The organism is Streptomyces sp. NPDC058335, from assembly GCF_042723915.1.
Lineage (GTDB): Bacteria > Actinomycetota > Actinomycetes > Streptomycetales > Streptomycetaceae > Streptomyces.
Genome location: NZ_JBHXHX010000038.1, coordinates 20,380 through 40,548 on the forward strand (window position 1 = coordinate 20,380; position 20,169 = coordinate 40,548).

The window sequence follows — 20,169 nt, forward strand, 5'->3', positions numbered from 1 at the left end:
GGCGTTTCCTTTCTGGGGGGGGGTGGGATCAGGCCTCGCGCAGAACGTGCTGGGCGATGATGGTGCGCTGGATCTCGGAGGTGCCCTCGAAGATCTGGGTCAGGCGGGCGTCACGCCAGTGCCGTTCGACGGCGTATTCGGTGGTGTAGCCGTTGCCGCCCAGTACCTGCATGGCCGTGCTGGCGACCTTCTCGGCGGCCTCGCTGGCGAACAGCTTGGCCATGGAGCACTCCTGACGGCAGTGCAGACCGGCGTCGAAGCGGGCCGCGGCATCGAGGTAGAACGCGCGTGCCGCGGCGACCTGGGTGGCCATGTCGGCGAGGTGGAATTTGATGCCCTGGAACGAGGAGATCGGTTTGCCGAACTGGGACCGGCGCTTGGCGTAAGCCGTCGCGTCCTCCAGCGCCCCGCGTGCCGCGCCGACCGCCCGGGCCGCGGTGTGCAACCGGCCCCAGTTGATCACCTTGGCGAACATCCCGAAGCCGTCGCCCGTCTCGCCGCCTTCGCCGACCAGCAAGTTGGCCGCGGGGACCTCGAGGTCGGTGATCTGCAGCGCCCAGGAGGTGATGCCGTGGTAGCCGACCTTCGGGATGGGGGTGCCGGTGATGCCGACAGGGAACGTGCCGCGTTCCTTTTCGACGAGGAACAGGTCGAGGCCCTTCCGCCGTCCCGGCGCGGTACGCGCCAGGACGATGATGGCGTCGGCGGCCTCGGCCAAACCGCACCAGCGCTTCTCTCCGTTCAGGAGGTAGACGTCACCGTGCTTCTCGGCCCGGCAGGACACCGCGGCGATGTCCGAACCGGCCTCCGGTTCGCTGAACGCAGCCGCCGAGATCCAGGCGCCGGCTGCCTGGCGGCGCAGGAGCTCCGCGCGTCGCTCGGGATCGGCCAGCCCGCTGCCGACGCCGTTGGCGCGGGCGATGACGCTCGCGGCGCTCATCCAACCGCGGGCGAGCTCCTCGGTGACCAGGCAGTACTCGGTCATCCCCAGGCCCAGGCCGCCGTACTCGCGGTCGATCATGATGCCGAAGTAGCCGAGTTCGCCCATCCGGTCGATGATCGACCTCGGGAGGTCGGCCCGCTGGGGATCCAACTCGTTGGCCACCGGGAGCAGTTCGGTCGCGGTGAACTCGCGAGCCTCGTCCCGGAGCTTCTCCTGAGCCGGTGTCAGTAGAGTCACAGCGCCACCGTCACAGTCTTGAGCTGGGTGTAGTGGTGAAGGGCCTCGACGCCCTTCTCCCGGCCGTAGCCGCTCTGCTTGTAGCCACCGAACGGGGTTTCGATGCCGCCCGCGAGCCAGGTGTTGACGTATACCTGACCGGCCTCCAGCTGGTCGGCGACACGCAACGCACGGGAGACGTCCCGCGTCCACAGGCCGGAGGCGAGACCGTAGTCGCTGTCGTTCGCGATCGCCACGGCTTGCTCCTCCTCGTCGAAGGGAATCACCACGACCACCGGTCCGAAGACCTCCTCGCGCGCGATGCGCATCTGGTTGTCGACCTGCGTGTAGATCGTCGGCGGAACGAAGTAGCCCGTCCCGCGCTCCGCCTCGGGCAGGGCCTGACCGCCCACGACGGCCTGCGCTCCGTCCTTGCGCGCGATGTCGAAGTACGCGAGCACCTTGGCGTACTGCGCGGCGGTGGTCAGCGGACCGACCTTGTCGCCGATCGTCAGTTCACGGCTGGCGGCGGTGAGCTGTTGCACGAACTCGTCGTGGATCGAACGGTGGACGAGCAAGCGGGTGCCGGCCGAGCAGACCTGCCCGGAGTTGAGCGTGAACGCGCTGAGCGAGCCGGCGACCGCGCGTTCGAGGTCGGCGTCCGGAAAAACGATGTTCGCCGACTTCCCGCCCAGTTCGAGGGTCAGCGGGATGATCCGGTCGGCCGCGATCCGGCCGATCTCCCGGCCTGCCCGCACCGACCCCGTGAAGGCCACCTTCCGCACGTCCGGATGCTCGACGAGAGCCGTGCCGGCCCCGGCACCGTCGCCGGTGACGACGTTGAGTACCCCGTCGGGGAATCCGGCCTCGGTCGCGAGCCGGGCGAGCACGAGGCTGGTGGCGGAGGTGAACTCCGAGGGCTTGAGAACCACGGTGTTGCCCACGGCCAGCGCCGGAGCCACCGCGCGGGCTGCCTGGTTCAACGGCGCGTTCCAGGGCGTGATCACCCCGACCACGCCGAAGGGCTCCCGGCGCGTGAAGCAGTGGTGGTCCGGGCCCAGGTCGATGGTCTCGCCGTGCAGCGAATTGACCAGACCGCCGTAGAACTCGAAGTAGCCGGCCGCGCCGGAGATCTCCATCGGGGCGTGCCACGCGGGCTTGCCGCTCTCCCCGGACTCCAACACTGCCAGTTCCTCGGCGTGCTCCTGGATGGCCGCCGCGAGCCGCAGCAGCAGCCGGCCGCGCTCGATCGGCTTGCGGCGCCGCCAGCCGGACGCCGCGCCCACGGCGGCCCGGACCGCCTCCGTGACGTCCTCGGACGTGCCGAGTGCGATGCTCGCGATCTCGGTGCCGTCGGCGGGGCTGTGCGTGGTCAGCCGTTCGCCGTGGCGTGGCGGCACGCTGCGCCCGCCGATCCAGTGGTCGAACGTCGCTGTCATCTGTCGCTCCTCATTGAACGGGAAGGGAGGCGGGGGGCCGCCGGGCCGCTCGACTCAGCGGATGAGATCCGAGGGGCCGTACGAAGCGCCTCAGGCGCTCGGCTGGAAACGGGTGGTCCGGCTCATCTCGAGCAGTCGGCCACGCTCGGCCGTGACGAGCGCGAGCTTGCGGCTGGCCTCATCGATCATCTCGTCTCCCAGCATGACCGCGCCCAGGCCGCCGCCCGCGTCGGAGGTGTAGTGCGCGTAGGCCTCCAGAATCAGCTCGGCTTTGTCGTAGTCGGTCTGGGTGGGTGAGAACACCTCGTTGGCGGCGTCGAGCTGGCCGGGGTGCAGTACCCACTTGCCGTCGTATCCGTAGGCCGAGGCCCGCTCGGCCGACGCACGGTAGCCGTCCACGTCCCTGATCAGGGCATACGGGCCGTCGATCGCTTGCAGGCCGTGCTTGCGCGCGGTCATGGCGATGGTCATCAGGACGCTGTCGAAGGGGTCGTGGCCCGTGGCACCCGGCGCGCCGATGGTCAGGGCCGGCATCTTCATCGCGGCCATGAAGTCGCCGGGGCCGAAGATGAGTGTCTCGGTGCGCGGGGTGGCCGTGGCGATCGCCTCGATCTCGCTCAGCCCGGCGGGGCCCTCGATCTGTGCCTCGATGCCGATCCCGCCCTCGGGCAGGCCCAGCTCGCGCTCGACCTGGGTCAGCAGGACGTCGAGCCAGTGGATGTGGGCGACCCGCTCGACCTTGGGCAGCATGACGCAGTCGAGGTTGGTGCCCGCCCCACGGACCACCTCCAGCACGTCCTCGTGGGCCCACTGCGTGTCGGCGTCGTTGACCCGCACGACCCGGGTCTTGCCCGACCAGTCACCGTGGTTGAGCGCCTCGATCACGGTTGCCCGCGCAGCGGGCTTGGCGACCGGGGCCACGGAGTCCTCCAGGTCGAGGAACACCTGGTCGGCCGGCAGGCCCTGAGCCTTCTTCAACATTTTCTCGCTGCTGCCCGGGACGGCCATGCAGGATCGGCGCGGGCGGGCGGGACGGGTGGAGCTCACGATGTCGTTCACCTTTCGATCGGGGCTGCGGGCGTTGTGGCGGAGCCGTTCCCGGCGTGGTTCGCCAGAGCGGCGCGGCTGCGGACCCGTACGGTGCGGGTGGTCTGGCAGACGATCTCGCCACGCTGGTTGATGCCGTAATGACGGAATGAGACCCGAGCCTGTGTTCCGTCCGGCTCTACGGCCAGCACCTCGCTGGCGGCACCGATGGTGTCGCCGTGCCGGACCGGAGTGGCGAATCTGATGTCGTCCAGGCCCTCCTCACGGAGGAGCTGGCCGCTCGTGTCCTGTGTGGCGAGTCCGACGGTGAGTGCGAGGGTGAGGCCGCCGAAGTTGATCCGCTCGCCGAAGGGGGTGTCCTCCATTTCCTGCTCACTGAAGTGCCCGGTCGCCGTGTTCATGACCAGCAAAGTGAAACCGTTGAGGTCGATGTCGGTCACGGTGCGGGTGCGGGCGTGGCGGAAGCGGTCCCCGACTCGGAAGTCCTCGGCGAAGCCGTCGGGAACGGGTGCGAGGTCGCGGCCGGTCACACGCCTGGCCACCAGGTTGGTCCGCCGGAATTCGATGACCGGCTTTCCGTCGGAGCCCCGGCCCACGGTGTGCCAGGTGACGATGCCGGCGTCGGGTCGCGACCCTGACTCGCGCGCCTCAACGACAGTACTCGACGCGTAGAGCGTCTCACCAGGGTAGATCTCGCGCAGGTAGCGAAGGTCGTTCGCGCCGAGGAAGGGCCCTCCGCCCTCGCTGAGGTCTTCGACACTGAGTCCGAACACGATCGCGAAGACCAGCAGCGGGTTGACGACCTCGTCCGGATGGCCAGCGGCCGTGGCGAGTTCACGGTTGAAGTGCAGCGGGTTGAACGCCAGCATCTGGGTCGTGAAGAAGACGTTGTCCGACGCGTGCACCGTACGACCCCAGTGATGGTCGAACATCCGGCCGACGGTGTGGTCTTCGAACGAGGAGCCGCGTGGGATCAGCGGCCAGTTTGCCGGATCCGATGCTGTCATCGTCGGATCTCCTGTTTCATTGAATGGCACAGTGTTTCTTGCAGTGGCACAACAGGGAGGCTGCTGGGTGACTGGCCGGGTGTCAATCCCCCTGCATGAAGAAAAAATCGACCCATGAGCTGGCTGTCATCGATACGGCAGAGATTGCGGCCCTGAGGGTGTGCCGCACAGTGGTACGCTCGTTCGCTGACAGAGCGGTATGTACGCGCAGGACGCCGACGCTCACCGAGGACAGGACGATGACGACGATGAAGGAACCCGCAGGGCTTCAGCAGCAGGCGAGCCCCCAAGCGGGCACGTTGGCGCTGATCCGCGGACTGCGGGTGCTGGAAGCCATGGCGGCCCAGGAACAGAAGCCGATCGGGGTCGGCGAGCTCTCCCGGTTGCTCGACCTTCCGAAGTCCACCGTCCAGCGGCTACTGCGAACGCTGGCCCAGGAGGGGTGGGCTCAGGTCTCAAAAGACCCGGTCACCCGGTGGCAGCTCAGCCCGCGGATGCTCGCGCTGGCCCGGCACAGCGCCCCGACCGCCACACTGCGGGAAGTCGCGATGCCGCACTTGAGAGCACTCGCGGAACGGACTGGCGAGACCATCCACTTCTCAGTCCTCGACCGCGACATTCAGCTCGTGCTGGTCGAGCGTATCGACTCCATACACCCGGTCCGAACCTTCAACGCCATCGGCGCCACCACGGCCCTGCACTCGAGCTCGAGCGGCAAGGCGGTGCTGGCGATGTTGCCGCACGAGCGGGTCGAGGAGATCCTGGCGCGCCCCCTCGAGAAGTTCATGACCAATACCGTTACCGATACTCAGTACCTGATGCACCAGATCCTGGAGGCCAGGGAGCGCGGCTATGCGGTGAACATCTCGGAGAACCGCGCGAACGTCTGCGCGGTGGGCGCGGCAGTCGCGGATGCTGTCGGTCGGCCGATCGCCGCCGTCGCCATCTCGATGCCCGACATCCGCTTCGAGCCCGCCCGGGTACCGGAGTGGGGGGCATGGGTTCGTGAAACGGCGCGTGCCATCAGCGAGGAACTGCTCAGCCGAGCGTAGTCATCCACCGCGCCGCCCTCGGTCTCTCCGGGGGCGTTCGGCAGGCCGGATCGGCATGCCCCGCCTTGCCGCCCCCGGCGGCCTCCTTCACGCAAGGATGTGCCGCCCTCCGGTCCGTCATGCCAGTGGACGGCACAGTGGCCAGTGCTGACGAATGGCCCGTGTCGCCGCCTGCTTCGCGGTTGCCTGAACGGCCGGGTGGGCCGGACGCGCACCGCGACGTGGGGTGCTGACCCGGACGGCATCACAGGTCCGAACTGTTGCCGATCAAACCACGGCCGTCGGCCTGCTCACCGCCCGTGCGGCCTACGGGTAATGCCGTTCAGGTGAGGCCGGTCCCAGCGAGACATCCACGTTCTTGGATTGCCGCCGGCCTGCTGCGGGGCCACCCCACGGCACCGGCACAGGTCCACCCGGCCAGGGCCTCGTGGCTCTTGAACGCAGTCGGCCCCATGTTCGGTTTTCGTCGATCAGGAGGCGCACGCCCGTTGTCGGACCTCCCGCATTCAGGCGTCGTGAGGGTAGAAGCCGCGTCCGCTCTTACGGCCGAGGTGGCCGGCGGCGACCATGCGGCGGAGCAGGGCGGGCGGGGCGTACAAGGGCTCCTTGAACTCCTCGTACATGGACTCGGCGACGGCCTGGGCGGTGTCGAGGCCGATGAGGTCGAGCAGGCGCAGGGGCCCCATGGGGTGCGCGCAGCCCAGCTCCATGCCCCGGTCGATGTCCTCCGGCCGTGCACCGCCGGACTCCACCATGCGCACCGCGCTGAGCAGGTAGGGAATCAGCAAGGCGTTGACCACGAACCCGGAGCGATCGGGCGCCTGGATGGGCTCCTTGCCGAGCTGCCACGTGAGGTCGCGGGTGCGCTGCACGGTCTCCGGGCTGGTGGTGAGGGCAGGGATGAGTTCGACCAGTCGCTGCACGGGGACGGGGTTGAAAAAGTGCATGCCGATCACCTGACTGTGCCGCTCGGTGGCGATGGCGAGGTCGACGATGGGGATGGAGGAGGTATTGGTGGCCAGGATCGCGTCGGGATCCTCGACCGCCTTGTCCAGAGCCCGCAGGACGTCGGTCTTGATGTGGCGGTTCTCGGCCACGGCCTCGACCACGAACTGACGGTCGGCCAGATCGCCGAGGTCGCGCGTGAACGACAATCTGGCCAGAGCCTGGTCTCGCTGCTCCTCGGTGAGCTTGCGGCGCCGTACGCCTTGGTCGAGGGAGGCAGTGATGCGGCGGCGGCCGGCTTCGACGGCGTCCGGGGTGGCCTCGGCGACACGGACGTCGATGCCGTGGCGGGCGGCGACTTCGGCGATGCCGGAGCCCATGAGGCCGCAGCCTACGACGCCGAAACGGGTGATGTGATCCATCTGAGTTCCTCACTCATGAGTGGTAGCAGTGCTCTTTGCGATGGCCGGGTCAGACGTTGCGGCGGTACTGGCCCCCGACCTCGAAAAAGGCCTCGGTGATCTGCTGCAGCGAGCAGACGCGGGCGGCGTCCATGAGGACGGCGAAGACGTTGTCGCCGCCCACTGCCGCGTCTTTGAGGGCGGCCAGCGCGGCGTGGGCCGGTTCCTGGTGGCGGCCTTGGAAATCCTGTACGCGCGCCAATTGGGAGTGCTTCTCCTGCTCGGTGGCGCGGGCGAGTTCGACGACGCCGGGCTCGACGGTGTCGGCGTGGGGGTTGCGGAAGGTGTTGACGCCGATCAGGGGCAGGGAGCCGTCGTGCTTGCGCTGTTCGTAGAGCATCGACTCGTCCTGGATACGGCCGCGCTGGTATCCGGTCTCCATCGCGCCGAGCACACCGCCGCGTTCGCTGATCCGCTCGAACTCCTGGAGCACGGCTTCCTCGACCAGGTCGGTGAGTTCGTCGATGATGAACGATCCCTGGAGGGGGTTCTCGTTCATCGCCAGGCCCCACTCCCGGTTGATGATCAGCTGGATGGCCAGGGCCCGGCGTACGGACTCCTCGGTGGGGGTGGTGACGGCCTCGTCGTAGGCGTTGGTGTGCAGGCTGTTGCAGTTGTCGTAGATGGCGATGAGGGCCTGGAGGGTGGTGCGGATGTCGTTGAAGTCCATCTCCTGGGCGTGCAGGGAGCGTCCGGAGGTCTGGACGTGGTACTTCAGCTTCTGGCTGCGCTCGCCGGCGCCGTACTTCTCCTTCATCGCCACCGCCCAGATACGGCGGGCGACCCGGCCGAGCACGGAGTATTCGGGGTCCATGCCGTTGGAGAAGAAGAACGACAGGTTCGGGGCGAAGTCGTCGATGGGCATGCCCCGGGCGAGGTAGGCCTCGACGTAGGTGAAGCCGTTGGCCAGGGTGAAGGCGAGTTGGCTGATGGGGTTCGCGCCGGCTTCGGCGATGTGGTAGCCGGAGATGGACACCGAGTAGAAGTTGCGGACCTTCTGCGCGATGAACCACTCCTGGATGTCGGCCATCATCCGCAAGGAGAACTCGGTGGAGAACAAGCAGGTGTTCTGGCCCTGATCCTCTTTGAGGATGTCGGCCTGCACGGTGCCGCGCACGTTCGCCAGCGCGTGTGCGCGCAGGTGGGCCGTCTCCTCGGACGAGGGGTCGCGGCCCTCGGTGGCGCGGAAGCGTTCGGTCTGCTGGTCGATGGCCGTGTTGAGGAAGAACGCCAGGACGGCCGGGGCGGGCCCATTGATCGTCATCGACACCGATGTGGTCGGCGCGACGAGGTCGAAGCCGTCGTAGAGCGCCTTCATGTCCTCCAGGGTGGCCACCGAGACGCCGGAGGTGCCGACCTTGCCGTAGATGTCGGGGCGCTCGTCGGGGTCGCGGCCGTACAGCGTTACCGAATCGAAGGCGGTGGACAGGCGGGTGGCGGGCTGGCCCTCGGAGAGGAGCTTGAAGCGGCGGTTGGTGCGGAACGGGTCGCCCTCGCCGGCGAACATCCGTGCCGGGTCCTCGCCGTCGCGCTTGAAGGGGAACACCCCGGCCGTGAAGGGGAAGTGGCCGGGCAGGTTCTCCGCGCGCCAGAACCGGACCAGTTCGCCGTGGTCGGTGAAGCGGGGCAGGGCCACGCGGGGGATCTTGTTGCCGGACAGGGACTCACGGGTCAGCTTGGTGCGGATCTCCTTGTCCCGTACCTTCACCACCTGCTCGTCGCCGGAGTAGGAGGCGACGACGGCGGGCCATTTCTCGATCTGCTCCGTGATCTCGTACGGCAGTTGCCGGCGGGCGTCCTCGAGCAGTGACCGCACGTTCTCGGCGTCGGATCCGGCGTCGACGAGCTCCTCCTCGACGGCCTCCAGCCGCTGCACCCGCCGTGCCGCTTCGGCCAGTTGGCCGGTCTCGGCGTGGTAGCCACGGACGGTGTCGGTGATCTCGGCGAGGTAGCGCACCCGCTCGGGCGGGACCACCTGCCGGATGCCGGAGGAATGGCGTACGTCGACCCGCTCCAGGGCGCCCTCGGGCAGCGCGAGTCCCTTCTCGGCGAGGACGGCGGTGAGGTGCTGGTGCAGGGCGGTGACGCCGTCGTCGTTGAAGGTGGCCGCGGAGGTGCCGTACACCGGCATGTCCTCGGGCCGCTTGCCGAACGCCTCGCGGTTACGCACCAGTTGGCGGCCCACGTCGCGCAGGGCGTCCTTGGCGCCGCGCCGCTCGAACTTGTTGATCGCCACGACGTCCGCGAAGTCGAGCATGTCGATCTTCTCCAGCTGCGAGGCGGCGCCGAACTCCGGCGTCATCACATACAGCGAGGTGTCGACGAACGGCACGATCGCCGCGTCGCCCTGGCCGATGCCCGGCGTCTCCACGATCACCAGGTCGAATCCGGCGGCCTTCACGACATCGATCACGTCGGAAAGGTGCTCGGGCAGCTCGCGGCTGCCGCGGGTGGCCAGGCTGCGGAAGAACACCCGGTTCCCGTCGAGGGAGTTCATCCGGATCCGGTCGCCGAGCAACGCGCCGCCACCGCGGCGGCGGGTCGGGTCGGCCGCGATCACCGCGATCCGCAGCTTGTCCTGCTGGTCGACCCGGAACCGGCGCACCAACTCGTCGGTGAGCGACGACTTGCCCGAGCCGCCGGTGCCGGTGATGCCGAGCACCGGCACTACCCGTGCCGTCGCCGCGGCACGCAGCTGCTCGAGGAACTCCGGTGGCAGCTTGCCGAGTTCGGCGCCAGTGATGGCCCGGGCGACCGCGAACCGGTCACCGGCCAATACGGCGGCCGCATCGGCCGGCTTGCCGTCCCAGAGGTCGAAGTCGCAGTCCCGCACGACCGTGTTGACCATCCCGGCCAGGCCCATCCGCTGGCCGTCCTCGGGGGAAAAGATCGTCACCCCGCTCGCACGCAGCCGGGCGATCTCCTCAGGCACAATGACACCGCCACCGCCGCCCACCACATGGACGTGCTTCGCTCCCTGGGCGCGCAGTGACTGCACCAGGTACTCGAAGTACTCGACATGCCCGCCCTGGTAGGAGGAGACCGCGACGCCGTGGGCGTCCTCCTCCAGCGCCGCGTCCACCACTTCCTGCACGGAACGGTTGTGGCCGAGATGGATGACCTCGGCGCCCTGAGACTGGAAGATCCGCCGCATGATGTTGATCGAGGCGTCGTGCCCATCGAACAGTGCCGAGGCGGTGACCAGACGGACGGGATGGACGGGATGGTGCAGATCGCTCATGGCGAGGCCTTCCCAAGACGGGTCGAGGAATGGTGGCTGAAGAGATACTAGGACGTCCTAGTAAATTGCTGGAGAGCCGGGCCCTGTGAGCAGAAGCACAGATGGTGATGTGTTGTCCCCACCCCTTGAGTTGACAGGACCTGTCCTGATCCGCCAGTGGGGATCCTTCGTTCCTGCTGGTCAGAAGCGGTCTTAGGGCCTGACGGGTTGACGGCGCCTCAGTGGCCGATTCGGGGAGGCCTTCCTGGAACTCTGTGAGACATGCGGGTGGCGCGTCCTATGCCGGCCGCGTGTAGTGGGGGCCCGCCACCTGGCGGACTCCCGCGTCCGGCGGGAGCTCGGCCGGTTCCGGTTGGCGCTGCGAACGCCGCGCGCAGCGCATGCGCATGAACGGGCTGGCTCGGGGATCGGGCTGATGCCCTGCCTGTTGGCAGCGGCCAGGGTTTGGCCCTCGCTGAGGTACGCCTCGCTGGAGGCGGCGGGCATCTCATTGAAGCGGGTGCCATCGGCACACCCGAACCCGGGTCTGTTGATCGCAGATACGGCGGCGATGCTCTCGAAGAGACGAAGGCCGTCATGTCCAACCGGTCCAGTGATCAGCATTCTGGTGAACCGCGCTGGGTTGACGAGCGCCCCATCCACGAAGCGGTGATCGTCCTGTCAATCCGTCCGGTGCATTGGTGACGATGTTCAACAACAATGTTGCGATTTAGTTGACGCGTCGACGAGGGGGTGCTTTGGTGATGCGCACACCTCGTGGGTTGCCTCGTAATCCGGCGCAAAGAAGAAAAATCTTCGTCCGTCCCGCAGGCTGATCGGCCGCCACGCCGGCCCGTTCTCTGCTCGCCGCCCACCACTTTGAGCATCATCCCCAGCCTCCCCGACAAAGGAGTCGATCATGATGGCCATCCAGCGCACCCCCACGAAGACTGTCCGTTCCCTCTTCACTGCCATCGACGACGGCAACTTCGTCTCCGAGATCGACACCCTTGTCGCCGAGGACGTGTACTTCCGTTTCGGAAGTACCGAGCCGCAGTCCACCAAAGCGGCCCTCGTCGGCACGATGGAGGCCGTCGGTGGCGCGATCGACGGGATCCGCCACGACATCAACGCGCTCTGGGAGCCCGAACCCGGCACGGTCGTCGTCACGTGCGACGTCCATTACCGGCGGAGCGACGGCCGGGAGCTGACGCTGCCCTGCTGCAACGTCTTCCGGGTGCGGGACGGCCTAGTTCACGACTACCGCATCTACATGGACATCAACCCGGCACTCGCTCCCTGAGCCCTGTCCGACCGAACGTGATGGCACACGAGAGACCAGGAGCTCCGATGATGGTGGCACTCCCGGCCGGGCAGCACTTCCTGCGCGGCGAGGACGGCTATGAAGCGGCCCGGCGGGCCACGGTGTGGAACGGCCGGGTCCCGCCGCGGTATCCCGACGTGATCGTGCAAGCTCGCGACTCCGAGGATGTGGCCACCGCCCTGCGCTACGCGGGTGCGGACGGCCTGCGCGTCACAGTCTGTTCGGGCGGACGCAGCTGGCACGCGAACCACCTCCGCGACAGCGGACTGCTGCTCGACGTCGGCCGACTCGACCACTGCGCCATCGACGCCGACCGGATGACCGCGGTCGTCGGGCCCGGCAAGGAGGGCAGTGCCCTGGCCGCCGAACTCGACTCCGAAGGACTGTTCTTCCCCACCGGGCACTGCACCGGCGTGGCCCTGGGCGGATATCTCCTCCAGGGCGGCTACGGGTGGAACAGCCGGCGGCTCGGACCGGCCTGCGAAAGCGTCCTCGCCGTCGACGTCGTCACCGCCGACGGTCGGCATCTGCACTGCGACGCCGAGCACCATCCCGACCTGTACTGGGCCGCCCGCGGCTCGGGCCCGGGCTTCTGCGGTGTGGTCACCGCCTTCCACCTGGCGCTCCACCCGCGTCCGGCGGTGTGCGCGGCCGGCCTGTACGTCTACCCCATTGAGGTGCTGGACGAGGTGTTCACCTGGGCTCGACGGATCGGCGCCAAGGTCGACCGGCGGGTCGAGATGCAACTCGTCGTTTCCCGCACCGTGCCCGACATCGGCCTGGACCAGCCCGCGGTCGTCGTCGTCGCACCAGTCTTCGCCGACACCGAGGACGAGGCATTCAAGGCCCTGGCCCTGCTCGACACCTGCCCGGTCGTCACCCAGGCCCTTGTGCGGGCTCCCTACGTACCCAAGACGCTAGCCACCTTGTACGAGGAGGTGATGAGCAACTGCCCCGCCGGCTATCGCTACGCCACCGACAATATGTGGTCATCGGCATCGGCCGCGGACCTGCTGCCCGGCATCCGCCGCGCCATCGACACCATGCCGCCCTACCCCGCCCAGCTCCAGCTGGTGAACTGGGGAGCCGTGCCGTCCCGCCCGGACATGGCCTTCAGCCTGGAGGACGACGTCTTCCTCACCCTCTACTCCAGCTGGCAGGACCCCGCCGACGACGACAAGTACGCCGACTGGGCCCGCTCCAACATGGTCGCCATGGAACCCTTGGCGAGCGGCACCCAACTCGCCGATGAGAACCTCGGCCAGCGCCCCGCCAGGTTCGCCGCCGACACCGCCATGGCTCGCCTCGACAGCGTGCGCGCCGCGTACGACCCGCATGGACGCTTCCAGGCCTGGATGGGCCGGCTCTGAGCTGAGCGTACGCTCACCAAGTTCGCCGCGACGTCCCTCTCCGCATGCCGCTGTCGACCTGACGCTCATCACTCCGGTATCACTCAACATCCCCGCGGATAAGACACGTTCGACATCGCGACGAGTTGCCCCACTCGTGCCCGAGGGCTGAGCCCTGTCCGCTCACTGGTTCACCCGCTCAGCACCGCCACAGGCCGCCCCGGCCATCAGATATGGCGGTGCATGCCCCCATCAAGGAGGTACCCCGTGGCATTTCGCCGCTCATCGATCCTGTACGGCGTCCTCGGAGTCGTACTGATCGCCCTCGCCGCGACGGTCCGACCGGTCATCGCCCCCTGGGCGACCCGGCTGCCCGGCGACACCGACGCCACCATGAAGTACACCGGTACCGCGACCCTGCTCGACAACAAGGCCCTCGCCGCGGGGGACGCCGAACACGCGCTCGCATCCGACGTGCCGGCCACCGTGTACCGACGGGTCCACGTCGTGCAGACCAAGGGGGACAAGGCCCTGGTCGCCGACGACACCACCGTGCACGCCGGCGGCACCAAGCTGCCGAGTTCCTACAAGTACGCCGTGGACCGAGGCAGCCTGCAAGCCACCAGCGCACCAGCCGACTGGGCGGGCATACAGCCGGCCAAGGGCCTGACCGTGTCTTTCCCGACCGCACCCAAGGCCGACGACAGTTACCTGTACTTCGAGCCCATGACCCAGTCGACGGCACGGGTGGACTTCAAGGGCAAGGAGCACGTGCGCGGGCACGACGTCAACAACTACCGGATGACGGTCACCGGAGCACTCCAGGAGAGGGCCACGCTCGACACCTTGCCGCCCGCCCTCCCCAAGTCCGTGGCCGTTTCGCTCCTGCCGCTGCTCCCCCCAGCCTCCGCTGCGCAGATCCGTCGCAACTCGGCCACCCTGCCGGACCCGCTCCCGTTGTTCTACACGGCCAGCACGACGATCGACATGTCTGTGGACAGCAAGAGCGGCATCGTGATCGACGCACGGTTCCGCCAGCAACTGACAGCCAACGCGACAGTCACGGCAAAGCCGACCCCGCTCCTGCCGGTGTTCGCCCTCGACGCGTCCGCCACCCCGGCCTCGCAGCGGGACCTCGCCGACAAGGCGAGCTCCGTCGGAACCCAGCTCCTGGTGCTCAGGACCGTCACCCCGCTGGCGCTGCTCGGCGTGGGCCTGCTGCTGCTCACGATCGCCGTGCTGCGCAGGCGTCGGCGGACCGCCGTCCCGGACACCGTGGCGAAGGAGTCCGCGGAAACCGCGGCCGGCTGAGCCATCGGCCGGGGTGCCAAGGGGCGGTACGCGCTGTGCGTACCGCCCCTTCCGGCGACCGTGTTGGTGGAGACAGGCCCCTGGCGGGCGGCGTACACGAGCACCGGCTCCACGCTGTGGCCGCACGACTCGTGCTCCAGCACCATGGGGACCGTCGCAGGACGGCAGCCACCGGTGGCCCCACACGAGCAACACCAGGTAGCTCGGGCAGAGCGCGAGCCCCTTCTCGGGGTGAACACGTACTCGTGCCGCGGCGGGTTGACCTGTAGCCGCGCCGGGTGAGCACGCCGAACTCGATCAGCCGGCCGAGCCGCTGGGGCAGGATGCACTCGGCGATGCCCAGGTCGATGTGGAAGTCGTCGAACCGCTTGATGCCGTGTCGGCCGGAGCGCAGGAGACCAGCGAGCTCCACCGGTCGCCGATGCCCTGGAGGGTGGGGGCGATCGAGCACGGCCGACGACGTTCCATCAGGGAGGCGCTCCTGCCAGCCCGGCAAGCCGATGGGGCTGGCGTCCGAGGTGGTCGAAGGCGAGGCGCTGCCACGGGCGTTGAAGCTCGCCGAAGTGGTGGCCGACAACGCGCCGCCGACGGTCCGGCAGATCAAGGAGGTCGTACGGCAGGGGCTCGACGCCTTGCTGGACGCGGGGCTCGCGTTCCGAACGAGCGTCTACCTGCTGATGTTCGGCACCGCCGTCTTCTGTGAAGGCGTCAAGCCCTTCGTCGACAAGCTAACCCCGAGCTCACCGGGACTGACCGAGAACGCCGAAGGGGACGCCGTCCGCACAAGACGGCGTCCCCTTCGGTGTCAGTAGATCCTGGGCCCGACTTCCCGATCCGTCAGAAGACTCTGCTCGATCTGCCGGAAATCGGACGGCGAGCGCTCCTTAGAGGCGATGCTGCCGAGCCAGCCGAGGAGGAACGCGGCGGGCACCGAGACCAGGCCCGGGGTCTGGAACGGATACAGATCGAAGTTCGCGTCCGGCCACAGCGCGAACTCACTGCCCGAGACGGTGGGGGAGAGGATCGTCAGGACCACGCTGAGCACCAGCCCGCCGTAGACCGACCACAGCAGGCCGCTGCGGTTGAAGCCGTGCCAGAAGAACGAGTAGATCAGCGCGGGGAAGATGCACGACGCGGCGACGCAGATCGAGAACGTCGCGAGGAACTCGGTCGGATAGCGGTGCGTGGAGGCGGCCAGCGACAGCCCCACGGCGCACATCAGGACTGCGGCCACACGCAGTGCCCGCACTTCTCCGCTTTCGGTACGAGGCCGCTTGCCGCGCGCGAACACGTCGTGCGCGAAGGAGACTGCGGCGGCGAAGGTCACGCTGGTCACCGTGGTGAGGACGGCGGCGAACACGACACAGGCCACCACGGTGATGAGCGCGACGCGGGCCGCACCGTCACCGAGGACGCCGGCGGCCAGCAGGATGGGGGACGACTGCCCTGTGGCGTCGAAGGCGCCGATCTCGGCACCGCCCACCACGGCCGCGGCTCCGAAACCCGTCGCGACCAGGAGGACGACGAAAACTCCGACGAGTACGGTGGCGATGCTCATGGACCGCCGCGCCGCGCGCCCCGTCCGGGCGGCGCTGACCCGCAGGATCAGGTGCGGCATCACGGCCGTACCGAGGATGACGACGATGTGGTTGCCGAAGGTGTTCAGCGAGCCGAGGCTCGCCGTGTACGGCCACATGCCGGGGCTTAGGTAGTCGTCCGGTGCCACGCTGTTCGCCGCGGCGGCCGAGAGCAGGTCCCCGGGGTTCCACGAGAACTTCCTGAGTGCCAGCACCGTGACCACCGCGAGGGTGACCAGGGTGAGCGGCACCTTGACGACGTGCATGAGGGTGGTGCCCTTCAGGCCCGCCACCGCGGCGAAGCACGCGACGAGGCAGCCCATCAGGATCGTGCAGAGGATCTGGGCCCCATCGGTCGGCATGCCGATCAGGAGGGCCGCGCTGATGCCGGCGGCGCGGAGCTGGACCATGAGGATGGGAATCGTGATGGTCATCGTCACCAGAGCCGCGGCGATACGCGGCCCCGGCCCCGCGGCACGCAAGGAGAAAAGGCCCCCGAGTGTGTAGCGGCCGCTGTTGCGTATTTTCTGAGCCAGGACCAGAAGGACGCCCAGCGTGATGAGGCTGTCGATGGCGAAGGTGAATCCGTCGTAGCCGAACAGGGCGACCACCCCGGAAGCCGCCAACAGGGTGAGGACCGAGATCTGCTCGCCCGCCATGGCGAAGCCGTTGAGGACCGGGGAGAGGGACCGGTCGGCCAGGTAGAGCCTCTCCGGGTGGTCCTCCTCCGCCGTGGCGAGGGTGAAGAGCCACAGCATGGATATACCGATGAAGACCATGAAGGCAAGGAGCACGGGGCGTCTGGCGTCCGAGCCGATGGGGTCGAGGACGCCCGAGCTCAAGAGGTGCAGGGTCATCGTGCCAGGATCTCCTCGATGGGATCACCAGACCGCGTGGACCGCGTCTCGTACCGCCAGGCGCTGGCGACGAACAGGACGCATTGCAGGACGCCCCACACCAGGCCCAGGGTCAGGTGCCCGTGCACGGAGACCGCGGGGACGTCGGTGAAGCAGGACAGCACGATCCCGGTGACGAAAGGGAGCGCGTTGACGATGAGGAAGGAGCGCTGGGCACGATGCGTGGCCGCGCGCAGGGCTTCGGTGCGTTGCTTACGGAGCGCATCGTACGAGGGGGGTGGCGCCGGTGGGCGATTGGGCGGGGCCGGGGTGAAAAAGGGGTGCAAGGGAACCTCCGGGGCGAGGGTGGATGACCGAGGAAGGGCTGGGCGGGGACGGCCCAGCCTGCGGTGATCGTGAGGGTCACACTGATCGATGACTTGTCAACGTATGTGACCATGGGTTCGACGCTGTCATGGGGAGTCGTCAGCCAACCGTGCCTTCGGGCCTGTTGGGAACGGACGCCCGGACCATGCAGGTCAGGCGGGCCGAGCAGAGAAGGCCGTGGACCTGGGTGTTGTCCTCGACGGGCATCGTGCCGACGATGCGTTCCGGGGCGGCTTCCTGGCAGACGAACTGCTGGCGGCGGGTCGAGGGCGATGGCGGCTGGACGTCGTCGACGTCGACCATCTCACCGTCCAGTGCGACCGGTTCGGCGCCGGTCGTGCCCTCGACGAGCTCACCCGTCGTTCCGAACTCGCCGGGAACCGGGTGATCTTGCCGTCGCGCAGTAGGCCCCAGCGCACTGGACCGCCGGTGGCGTAGTGCACCACGGCGGTTGCCATGTCTTTCCCCTCTCAGCGCATCGGGCACGGGATGCGGAGATCAGGGGTGGCCATCGACCGGAGTTCGCCGACTGGCACTTCGGGGTATGACGTCGGCAGTGCCAGGCGAGGCGCGCCGCCTTGAGGCTGATTTTGGGCCACAACCCCCGGCAGCGGCGGTGTGTAGCGGTCGGCAGGGGTGTCGCCGAGGTTCAGCCGCATGAAGGCGACGAGGGGGGCCGTCCGGCCGGAGCTGCACATCGCTGGGGATCAGCCCGACGTGCTCGGTGCACCAGCCGATCGTCTTGTGGCAATCGGCGAATCACGGACGACACGGCCGAGTTCGAGGATGTGTGGGGACTCCATCGCGGGCCGCTGACCGGCGTTGGCGCGGGGACGCTGGCCCTCGACGTTCAGCGTCATCGGCCCACGCCCCGGGAGCGCGCTGAGTGCCTTCAGCCAGGCAGGCTGTCGACGAGGAGTGCGACCTGAGGAGGCGCTGCTCGCGCCCTGCGGACGCGGTAGCGCGGCGCGGACCAGGATTCGCTGCCGGCCGCGTTCCGCGGCGATGAGGCCGAAATCGCGAAGGGAGGTTTCTGCCTCCAGGTTGGGCATGCGGAAGATGGGATGGGCGAGCTTGATCGCTTTGGCCGTGGGGCGGAAAAAGCGCGCAGGCTGCGCAGTCGTCTGACGCACGCACCCGGAGAGGTCCTTCATGGGCGGGCCGCTCAGCAGCGTCCGCAGATGTTTGTCGGTGAGGGCGTAGCGGACGAGGAACCTGCCGATCGCCGGTCCTCGTGGGCGACTCGGACGAACAGTCGCAGCCCCGTGGCCAGGTCAGCCGGACAGGCCCGCCTTGAGGGCGGCCGTGAGCTGGATCACGCGGAGCGCCTGGTGGCGGGCCGCGTTGCGCGTCTGGTCGCCGATGGCGTTCTGGCCCTGGCCGTCGATGTGCGAGGTGCCGTAGGGGTTGCCGTCCACGAACTTCACCGGGTCGGTGTAGCCGGGGGAGACGATGACGCCGCCGAAGTGGTGGATGGAGTTGTACAGCGCGAGGAGCGTCGACTCCTGGCCGCCGTGCGCGGTGGCCGTGGTGACGAAGCCGCTGTAGACCTTGTTGGCCAGCTTGCCCTGCGCCCACAGGCCGCCGAGCGTGTCGATGAACTGCTTCAGCTGCGCGGAGACGTTCCCGAATCGGGTGGGCGTACCGAAGATCACCGCGTCGGCCCACTCGACGTCGTCCGGGCCGGCCACGGGGATGTGGGCGGTGGCGGCGGCGTGGGCGGCCCAGGCGTCGTTGGCGGCGATGGCCGCCTCCGGGGCCAGCTCGGGGGCCCGGAGCAGGCGTACCTCCACGCCCTCCTTGACGGCGGTGTCGCTGATCTCGTGGGCGATCTGGGCGCTGAAGCCGGTCGACGAGTAGTAGATGACGGCGAGTTTGACTTGGGTGGACATGGGCTGAACTCCGGTGGAGATGAGGGGCGTTGGGGAAAGTCTCGGCCTCGTTCAGATTGATGCATCATCTATGAGGTCGGAGTTAAGCGCCTTCCGGCGCTACACCGCCCTGTCGTCGAGGAACTCCTCGATGGCCGCCACGGTGACCTCGGGCTGCTCGAGGTGGGGCAGGTGGCCGGCCTGGGCGACGGTGCGGAACCGGGCATGGGGGATCGAGTCGGCATAGAAGCGTCCGTACTCGGTCGGCAGGATGCCGTCCTCCTCGCCCCACACGACGAGCGCGGGGAGAGCGACGCGGTGCAGTCGGCGGCGCAGCTTCGGGTCATGGTTGAACCGCTCGCCGCCGTAGATCTCCAGCGCGATCTGGTTGGCGGCGACCGTGACCAGCTGCTCCTCGCTCAGCGTGGCGGGGTCGGGCAGCACGGCCGGATCGTGGAAGGCGAGAGGGCCGATCTCGCCAGGGGTGAGTTCCCTGATGTCGACGATCTTCGCGCGGCCGTCGGTGTCGATGCCGACCGCGTTCATCAGGACCAGCCCGCCCAGCCTGCCCCGCGTGTCATGCAGCGCCATCTCCGCGGCGACCCAGCCGCCCATCGAGCTTCCGACGACCACGACATCCCGCAGTTGGAGGGCGTCGAGGAGATCGAGGTACGCCAGGGCGAGGTCGGTGTGGTCGTCGAACCACTCGGGTCGGGGCTCGCCGTCGAAACCGGGATGCGTCGGAGTGATCACATAGGTACGGTCCGCCAGCGCGGTCGCCAGTCCGGCGACCGTGAACGGTCCGCCGCCACCGTGCAGGAGCAGAATGCCTTTGCCGCCCGCGGCATCGGCGTCACCCTGCTCGGTCACGGTGATGCTCAACCCGTCACGCAGCTCGACAGTGCGGGAAGAGGGGGAGGGGATGGAATCAGTCATGGTGAGGCCTCGCCTCCGACGAGTACGGCAGAGAAAGGGATTGCGGGGGCGTGGTGACGGAGGGGCAACCCGAGAACGGGCGGGTAGCTTCCCACCCCTCCGCCGCTCCACGGCTCAACCCCGGAACAGCGCGCCCGAGTTGGCGACCGGGACGTAGGCGCCGAGTGAGGACAGCAGCTGCCAGGAGGTGGCGGTGGAGGCGGTGACGACCGGCAGGTCGACGACGGTCTCGGCAGCGGGGATCGCCT

At 68.4% G+C, this 20,169-nt stretch carries 17 protein-coding genes; 5 read left to right on the top strand and 12 right to left on the bottom strand.

Features of this window, described 5'->3' with window-relative positions:
• Positions 1-28: 28 nt before the first annotated feature.
• The 4 genes from ACFWJX_RS40025 to ACFWJX_RS40040 all read right to left on the bottom strand — a co-directional run bounded on the left by ACFWJX_RS40025 (position 29) and on the right by ACFWJX_RS40040 (position 4,652).
• On the bottom strand, positions 29-1,180 hold the full coding sequence (locus tag ACFWJX_RS40025) for an acyl-CoA dehydrogenase family protein (protein ID WP_383251928.1): 1,152 nt from the start codon (positions 1,178-1,180) through the stop codon (positions 29-31).
• A complete protein-coding gene (locus ACFWJX_RS40030; protein ID WP_383251930.1) occupies positions 1,177-2,598 on the bottom strand; it encodes an aldehyde dehydrogenase family protein in 1,422 nt (473 codons plus the stop codon). The genes ACFWJX_RS40025 and ACFWJX_RS40030 overlap by 4 nt, the downstream gene beginning before the upstream one ends.
• Before the next feature lie 90 nt (positions 2,599-2,688).
• Positions 2,689-3,606, bottom strand: coding sequence for an HpcH/HpaI aldolase/citrate lyase family protein (locus ACFWJX_RS40035; protein ID WP_383251964.1), 918 nt, complete (start codon positions 3,604-3,606; stop codon positions 2,689-2,691).
• A 47-nt stretch (positions 3,607-3,653) separates the two neighbouring features.
• On the bottom strand, positions 3,654-4,652 hold the full coding sequence (locus tag ACFWJX_RS40040; RefSeq protein WP_383251932.1) for a MaoC family dehydratase: 999 nt from the start codon (positions 4,650-4,652) through the stop codon (positions 3,654-3,656).
• Positions 4,653-4,891: 239 nt separating this feature from the next.
• On the opposite strand from ACFWJX_RS40040, the gene ACFWJX_RS40045 reads away from it, so the two are divergent.
• The gene (locus tag ACFWJX_RS40045; protein WP_383251934.1) at positions 4,892-5,704 is read left to right on the top strand and encodes an IclR family transcriptional regulator; all 813 of its coding nucleotides are present in this window, start codon (positions 4,892-4,894) and stop codon (positions 5,702-5,704) included.
• Positions 5,705-6,210: 506 nt separating this feature from the next.
• Here the strand turns inward: ACFWJX_RS40045 and ACFWJX_RS40050 are convergent.
• Entirely contained in the window at positions 6,211-7,071 is an 861-nt protein-coding gene (locus tag ACFWJX_RS40050; RefSeq protein ID WP_383251937.1) for a 3-hydroxybutyryl-CoA dehydrogenase, read from the bottom strand.
• A 49-nt stretch (positions 7,072-7,120) separates the two neighbouring features.
• Positions 7,121-10,351, bottom strand: a complete 3,231-nt coding sequence (gene icmF, locus ACFWJX_RS40055) for a fused isobutyryl-CoA mutase/GTPase IcmF (protein WP_383251939.1) — start codon at positions 10,349-10,351, stop codon at positions 7,121-7,123.
• 898 nt (positions 10,352-11,249) lie between these two features.
• Between icmF and ACFWJX_RS40060 the strand changes: the two genes are divergently transcribed.
• The 4 genes from ACFWJX_RS40060 (at position 11,250) to ACFWJX_RS40075 (ending at position 15,126) form a co-directional block, all read left to right on the top strand.
• A complete protein-coding gene (locus ACFWJX_RS40060) occupies positions 11,250-11,633 on the top strand; it encodes a nuclear transport factor 2 family protein (protein WP_383251941.1) in 384 nt (127 codons plus the stop codon).
• Positions 11,634-11,680: 47 nt separating this feature from the next.
• Positions 11,681-13,024 (top strand): FAD-binding oxidoreductase, encoded by a 1,344-nt coding sequence (locus tag ACFWJX_RS40065; RefSeq protein ID WP_383251943.1) that lies wholly within the window; start codon positions 11,681-11,683, stop codon positions 13,022-13,024.
• Between the two features lie 246 nt (positions 13,025-13,270).
• Positions 13,271-14,314: a porin PorA family protein gene (locus tag ACFWJX_RS40070; RefSeq protein WP_383251944.1), complete on the top strand. Its 1,044-nt coding sequence runs from the start codon at positions 13,271-13,273 to the stop codon at positions 14,312-14,314.
• A gap of 500 nt (positions 14,315-14,814) precedes the next feature.
• The gene (locus ACFWJX_RS40075; RefSeq protein WP_383251946.1) at positions 14,815-15,126 is read left to right on the top strand and encodes a hypothetical protein; all 312 of its coding nucleotides are present in this window, start codon (positions 14,815-14,817) and stop codon (positions 15,124-15,126) included.
• Here the strand turns inward: ACFWJX_RS40075 and ACFWJX_RS40080 are convergent.
• The 6 genes from ACFWJX_RS40080 to ACFWJX_RS40105 form a co-directional block, all read right to left on the bottom strand.
• A complete protein-coding gene (locus tag ACFWJX_RS40080) occupies positions 15,120-16,748 on the bottom strand; it encodes a transporter (protein WP_383251948.1) in 1,629 nt (542 codons plus the stop codon). The two genes, ACFWJX_RS40075 and ACFWJX_RS40080, sit on opposite strands and share 7 nt — an antisense overlap.
• Complete coding sequence (locus ACFWJX_RS40085; RefSeq protein ID WP_383251950.1) at positions 16,745-17,074, bottom strand: DUF485 domain-containing protein; 330 nt, start codon at positions 17,072-17,074, stop codon at positions 16,745-16,747. The genes ACFWJX_RS40080 and ACFWJX_RS40085 overlap by 4 nt, the downstream gene beginning before the upstream one ends.
• 139 nt (positions 17,075-17,213) lie before the next feature.
• Positions 17,214-17,417: a hypothetical protein gene (locus tag ACFWJX_RS40090; protein WP_383251952.1), complete on the bottom strand. Its 204-nt coding sequence runs from the start codon at positions 17,415-17,417 to the stop codon at positions 17,214-17,216.
• Positions 17,418-17,821: 404 nt separating this feature from the next.
• Complete coding sequence (locus ACFWJX_RS40095) at positions 17,822-18,268, bottom strand: hypothetical protein (RefSeq protein ID WP_383251954.1); 447 nt, start codon at positions 18,266-18,268, stop codon at positions 17,822-17,824.
• A gap of 120 nt (positions 18,269-18,388) precedes the next feature.
• Positions 18,389-19,006, bottom strand: a complete 618-nt coding sequence (gene wrbA, locus ACFWJX_RS40100; RefSeq protein WP_383251956.1) for an NAD(P)H:quinone oxidoreductase — start codon at positions 19,004-19,006, stop codon at positions 18,389-18,391.
• A 99-nt stretch (positions 19,007-19,105) separates the two neighbouring features.
• A complete protein-coding gene (locus ACFWJX_RS40105) occupies positions 19,106-19,921 on the bottom strand; it encodes an alpha/beta fold hydrolase (RefSeq protein WP_383251958.1) in 816 nt (271 codons plus the stop codon).
• Positions 19,922-20,169: the final 248 nt, after the last annotated feature.

Excerpts from the sequence above, each read along its gene's own strand:
- ACFWJX_RS40030 (WP_383251930.1), bottom strand. The coding sequence starts at position 2,598 with ATGACAGCGACGTTCGACCACTGGATCGGCGGGCGCAGCGTGCCGCCA.
- ACFWJX_RS40035 (WP_383251964.1), bottom strand. The coding sequence starts at position 3,606 with ATGGCCGTCCCGGGCAGCAGCGAGAAAATGTTGAAGAAGGCTCAGGGC.
- ACFWJX_RS40040 (WP_383251932.1), bottom strand. The coding sequence starts at position 4,652 with ATGACAGCATCGGATCCGGCAAACTGGCCGCTGATCCCACGCGGCTCC.
- ACFWJX_RS40045 (WP_383251934.1), top strand. The coding sequence starts at position 4,892 with ATGACGACGATGAAGGAACCCGCAGGGCTTCAGCAGCAGGCGAGCCCC.
- ACFWJX_RS40050 (WP_383251937.1), bottom strand. The coding sequence starts at position 7,071 with ATGGATCACATCACCCGTTTCGGCGTCGTAGGCTGCGGCCTCATGGGC.
- icmF (WP_383251939.1), bottom strand. The coding sequence starts at position 10,351 with ATGAGCGATCTGCACCATCCCGTCCATCCCGTCCGTCTGGTCACCGCC.
- ACFWJX_RS40060 (WP_383251941.1), top strand. The coding sequence starts at position 11,250 with ATGATGGCCATCCAGCGCACCCCCACGAAGACTGTCCGTTCCCTCTTC.
- ACFWJX_RS40065 (WP_383251943.1), top strand. The coding sequence starts at position 11,681 with ATGATGGTGGCACTCCCGGCCGGGCAGCACTTCCTGCGCGGCGAGGAC.
- ACFWJX_RS40075 (WP_383251946.1), top strand. The coding sequence starts at position 14,815 with ATGGGGCTGGCGTCCGAGGTGGTCGAAGGCGAGGCGCTGCCACGGGCG.
- ACFWJX_RS40080 (WP_383251948.1), bottom strand. The coding sequence starts at position 16,748 with ATGACCCTGCACCTCTTGAGCTCGGGCGTCCTCGACCCCATCGGCTCG.
- ACFWJX_RS40090 (WP_383251952.1), bottom strand. The coding sequence starts at position 17,417 with ATGGTCGACGTCGACGACGTCCAGCCGCCATCGCCCTCGACCCGCCGC.
- ACFWJX_RS40095 (WP_383251954.1), bottom strand. The coding sequence starts at position 18,268 with ATGAAGGACCTCTCCGGGTGCGTGCGTCAGACGACTGCGCAGCCTGCG.
- wrbA (WP_383251956.1), bottom strand. The coding sequence starts at position 19,006 with ATGTCCACCCAAGTCAAACTCGCCGTCATCTACTACTCGTCGACCGGC.
- ACFWJX_RS40105 (WP_383251958.1), bottom strand. The coding sequence starts at position 19,921 with ATGACTGATTCCATCCCCTCCCCCTCTTCCCGCACTGTCGAGCTGCGT.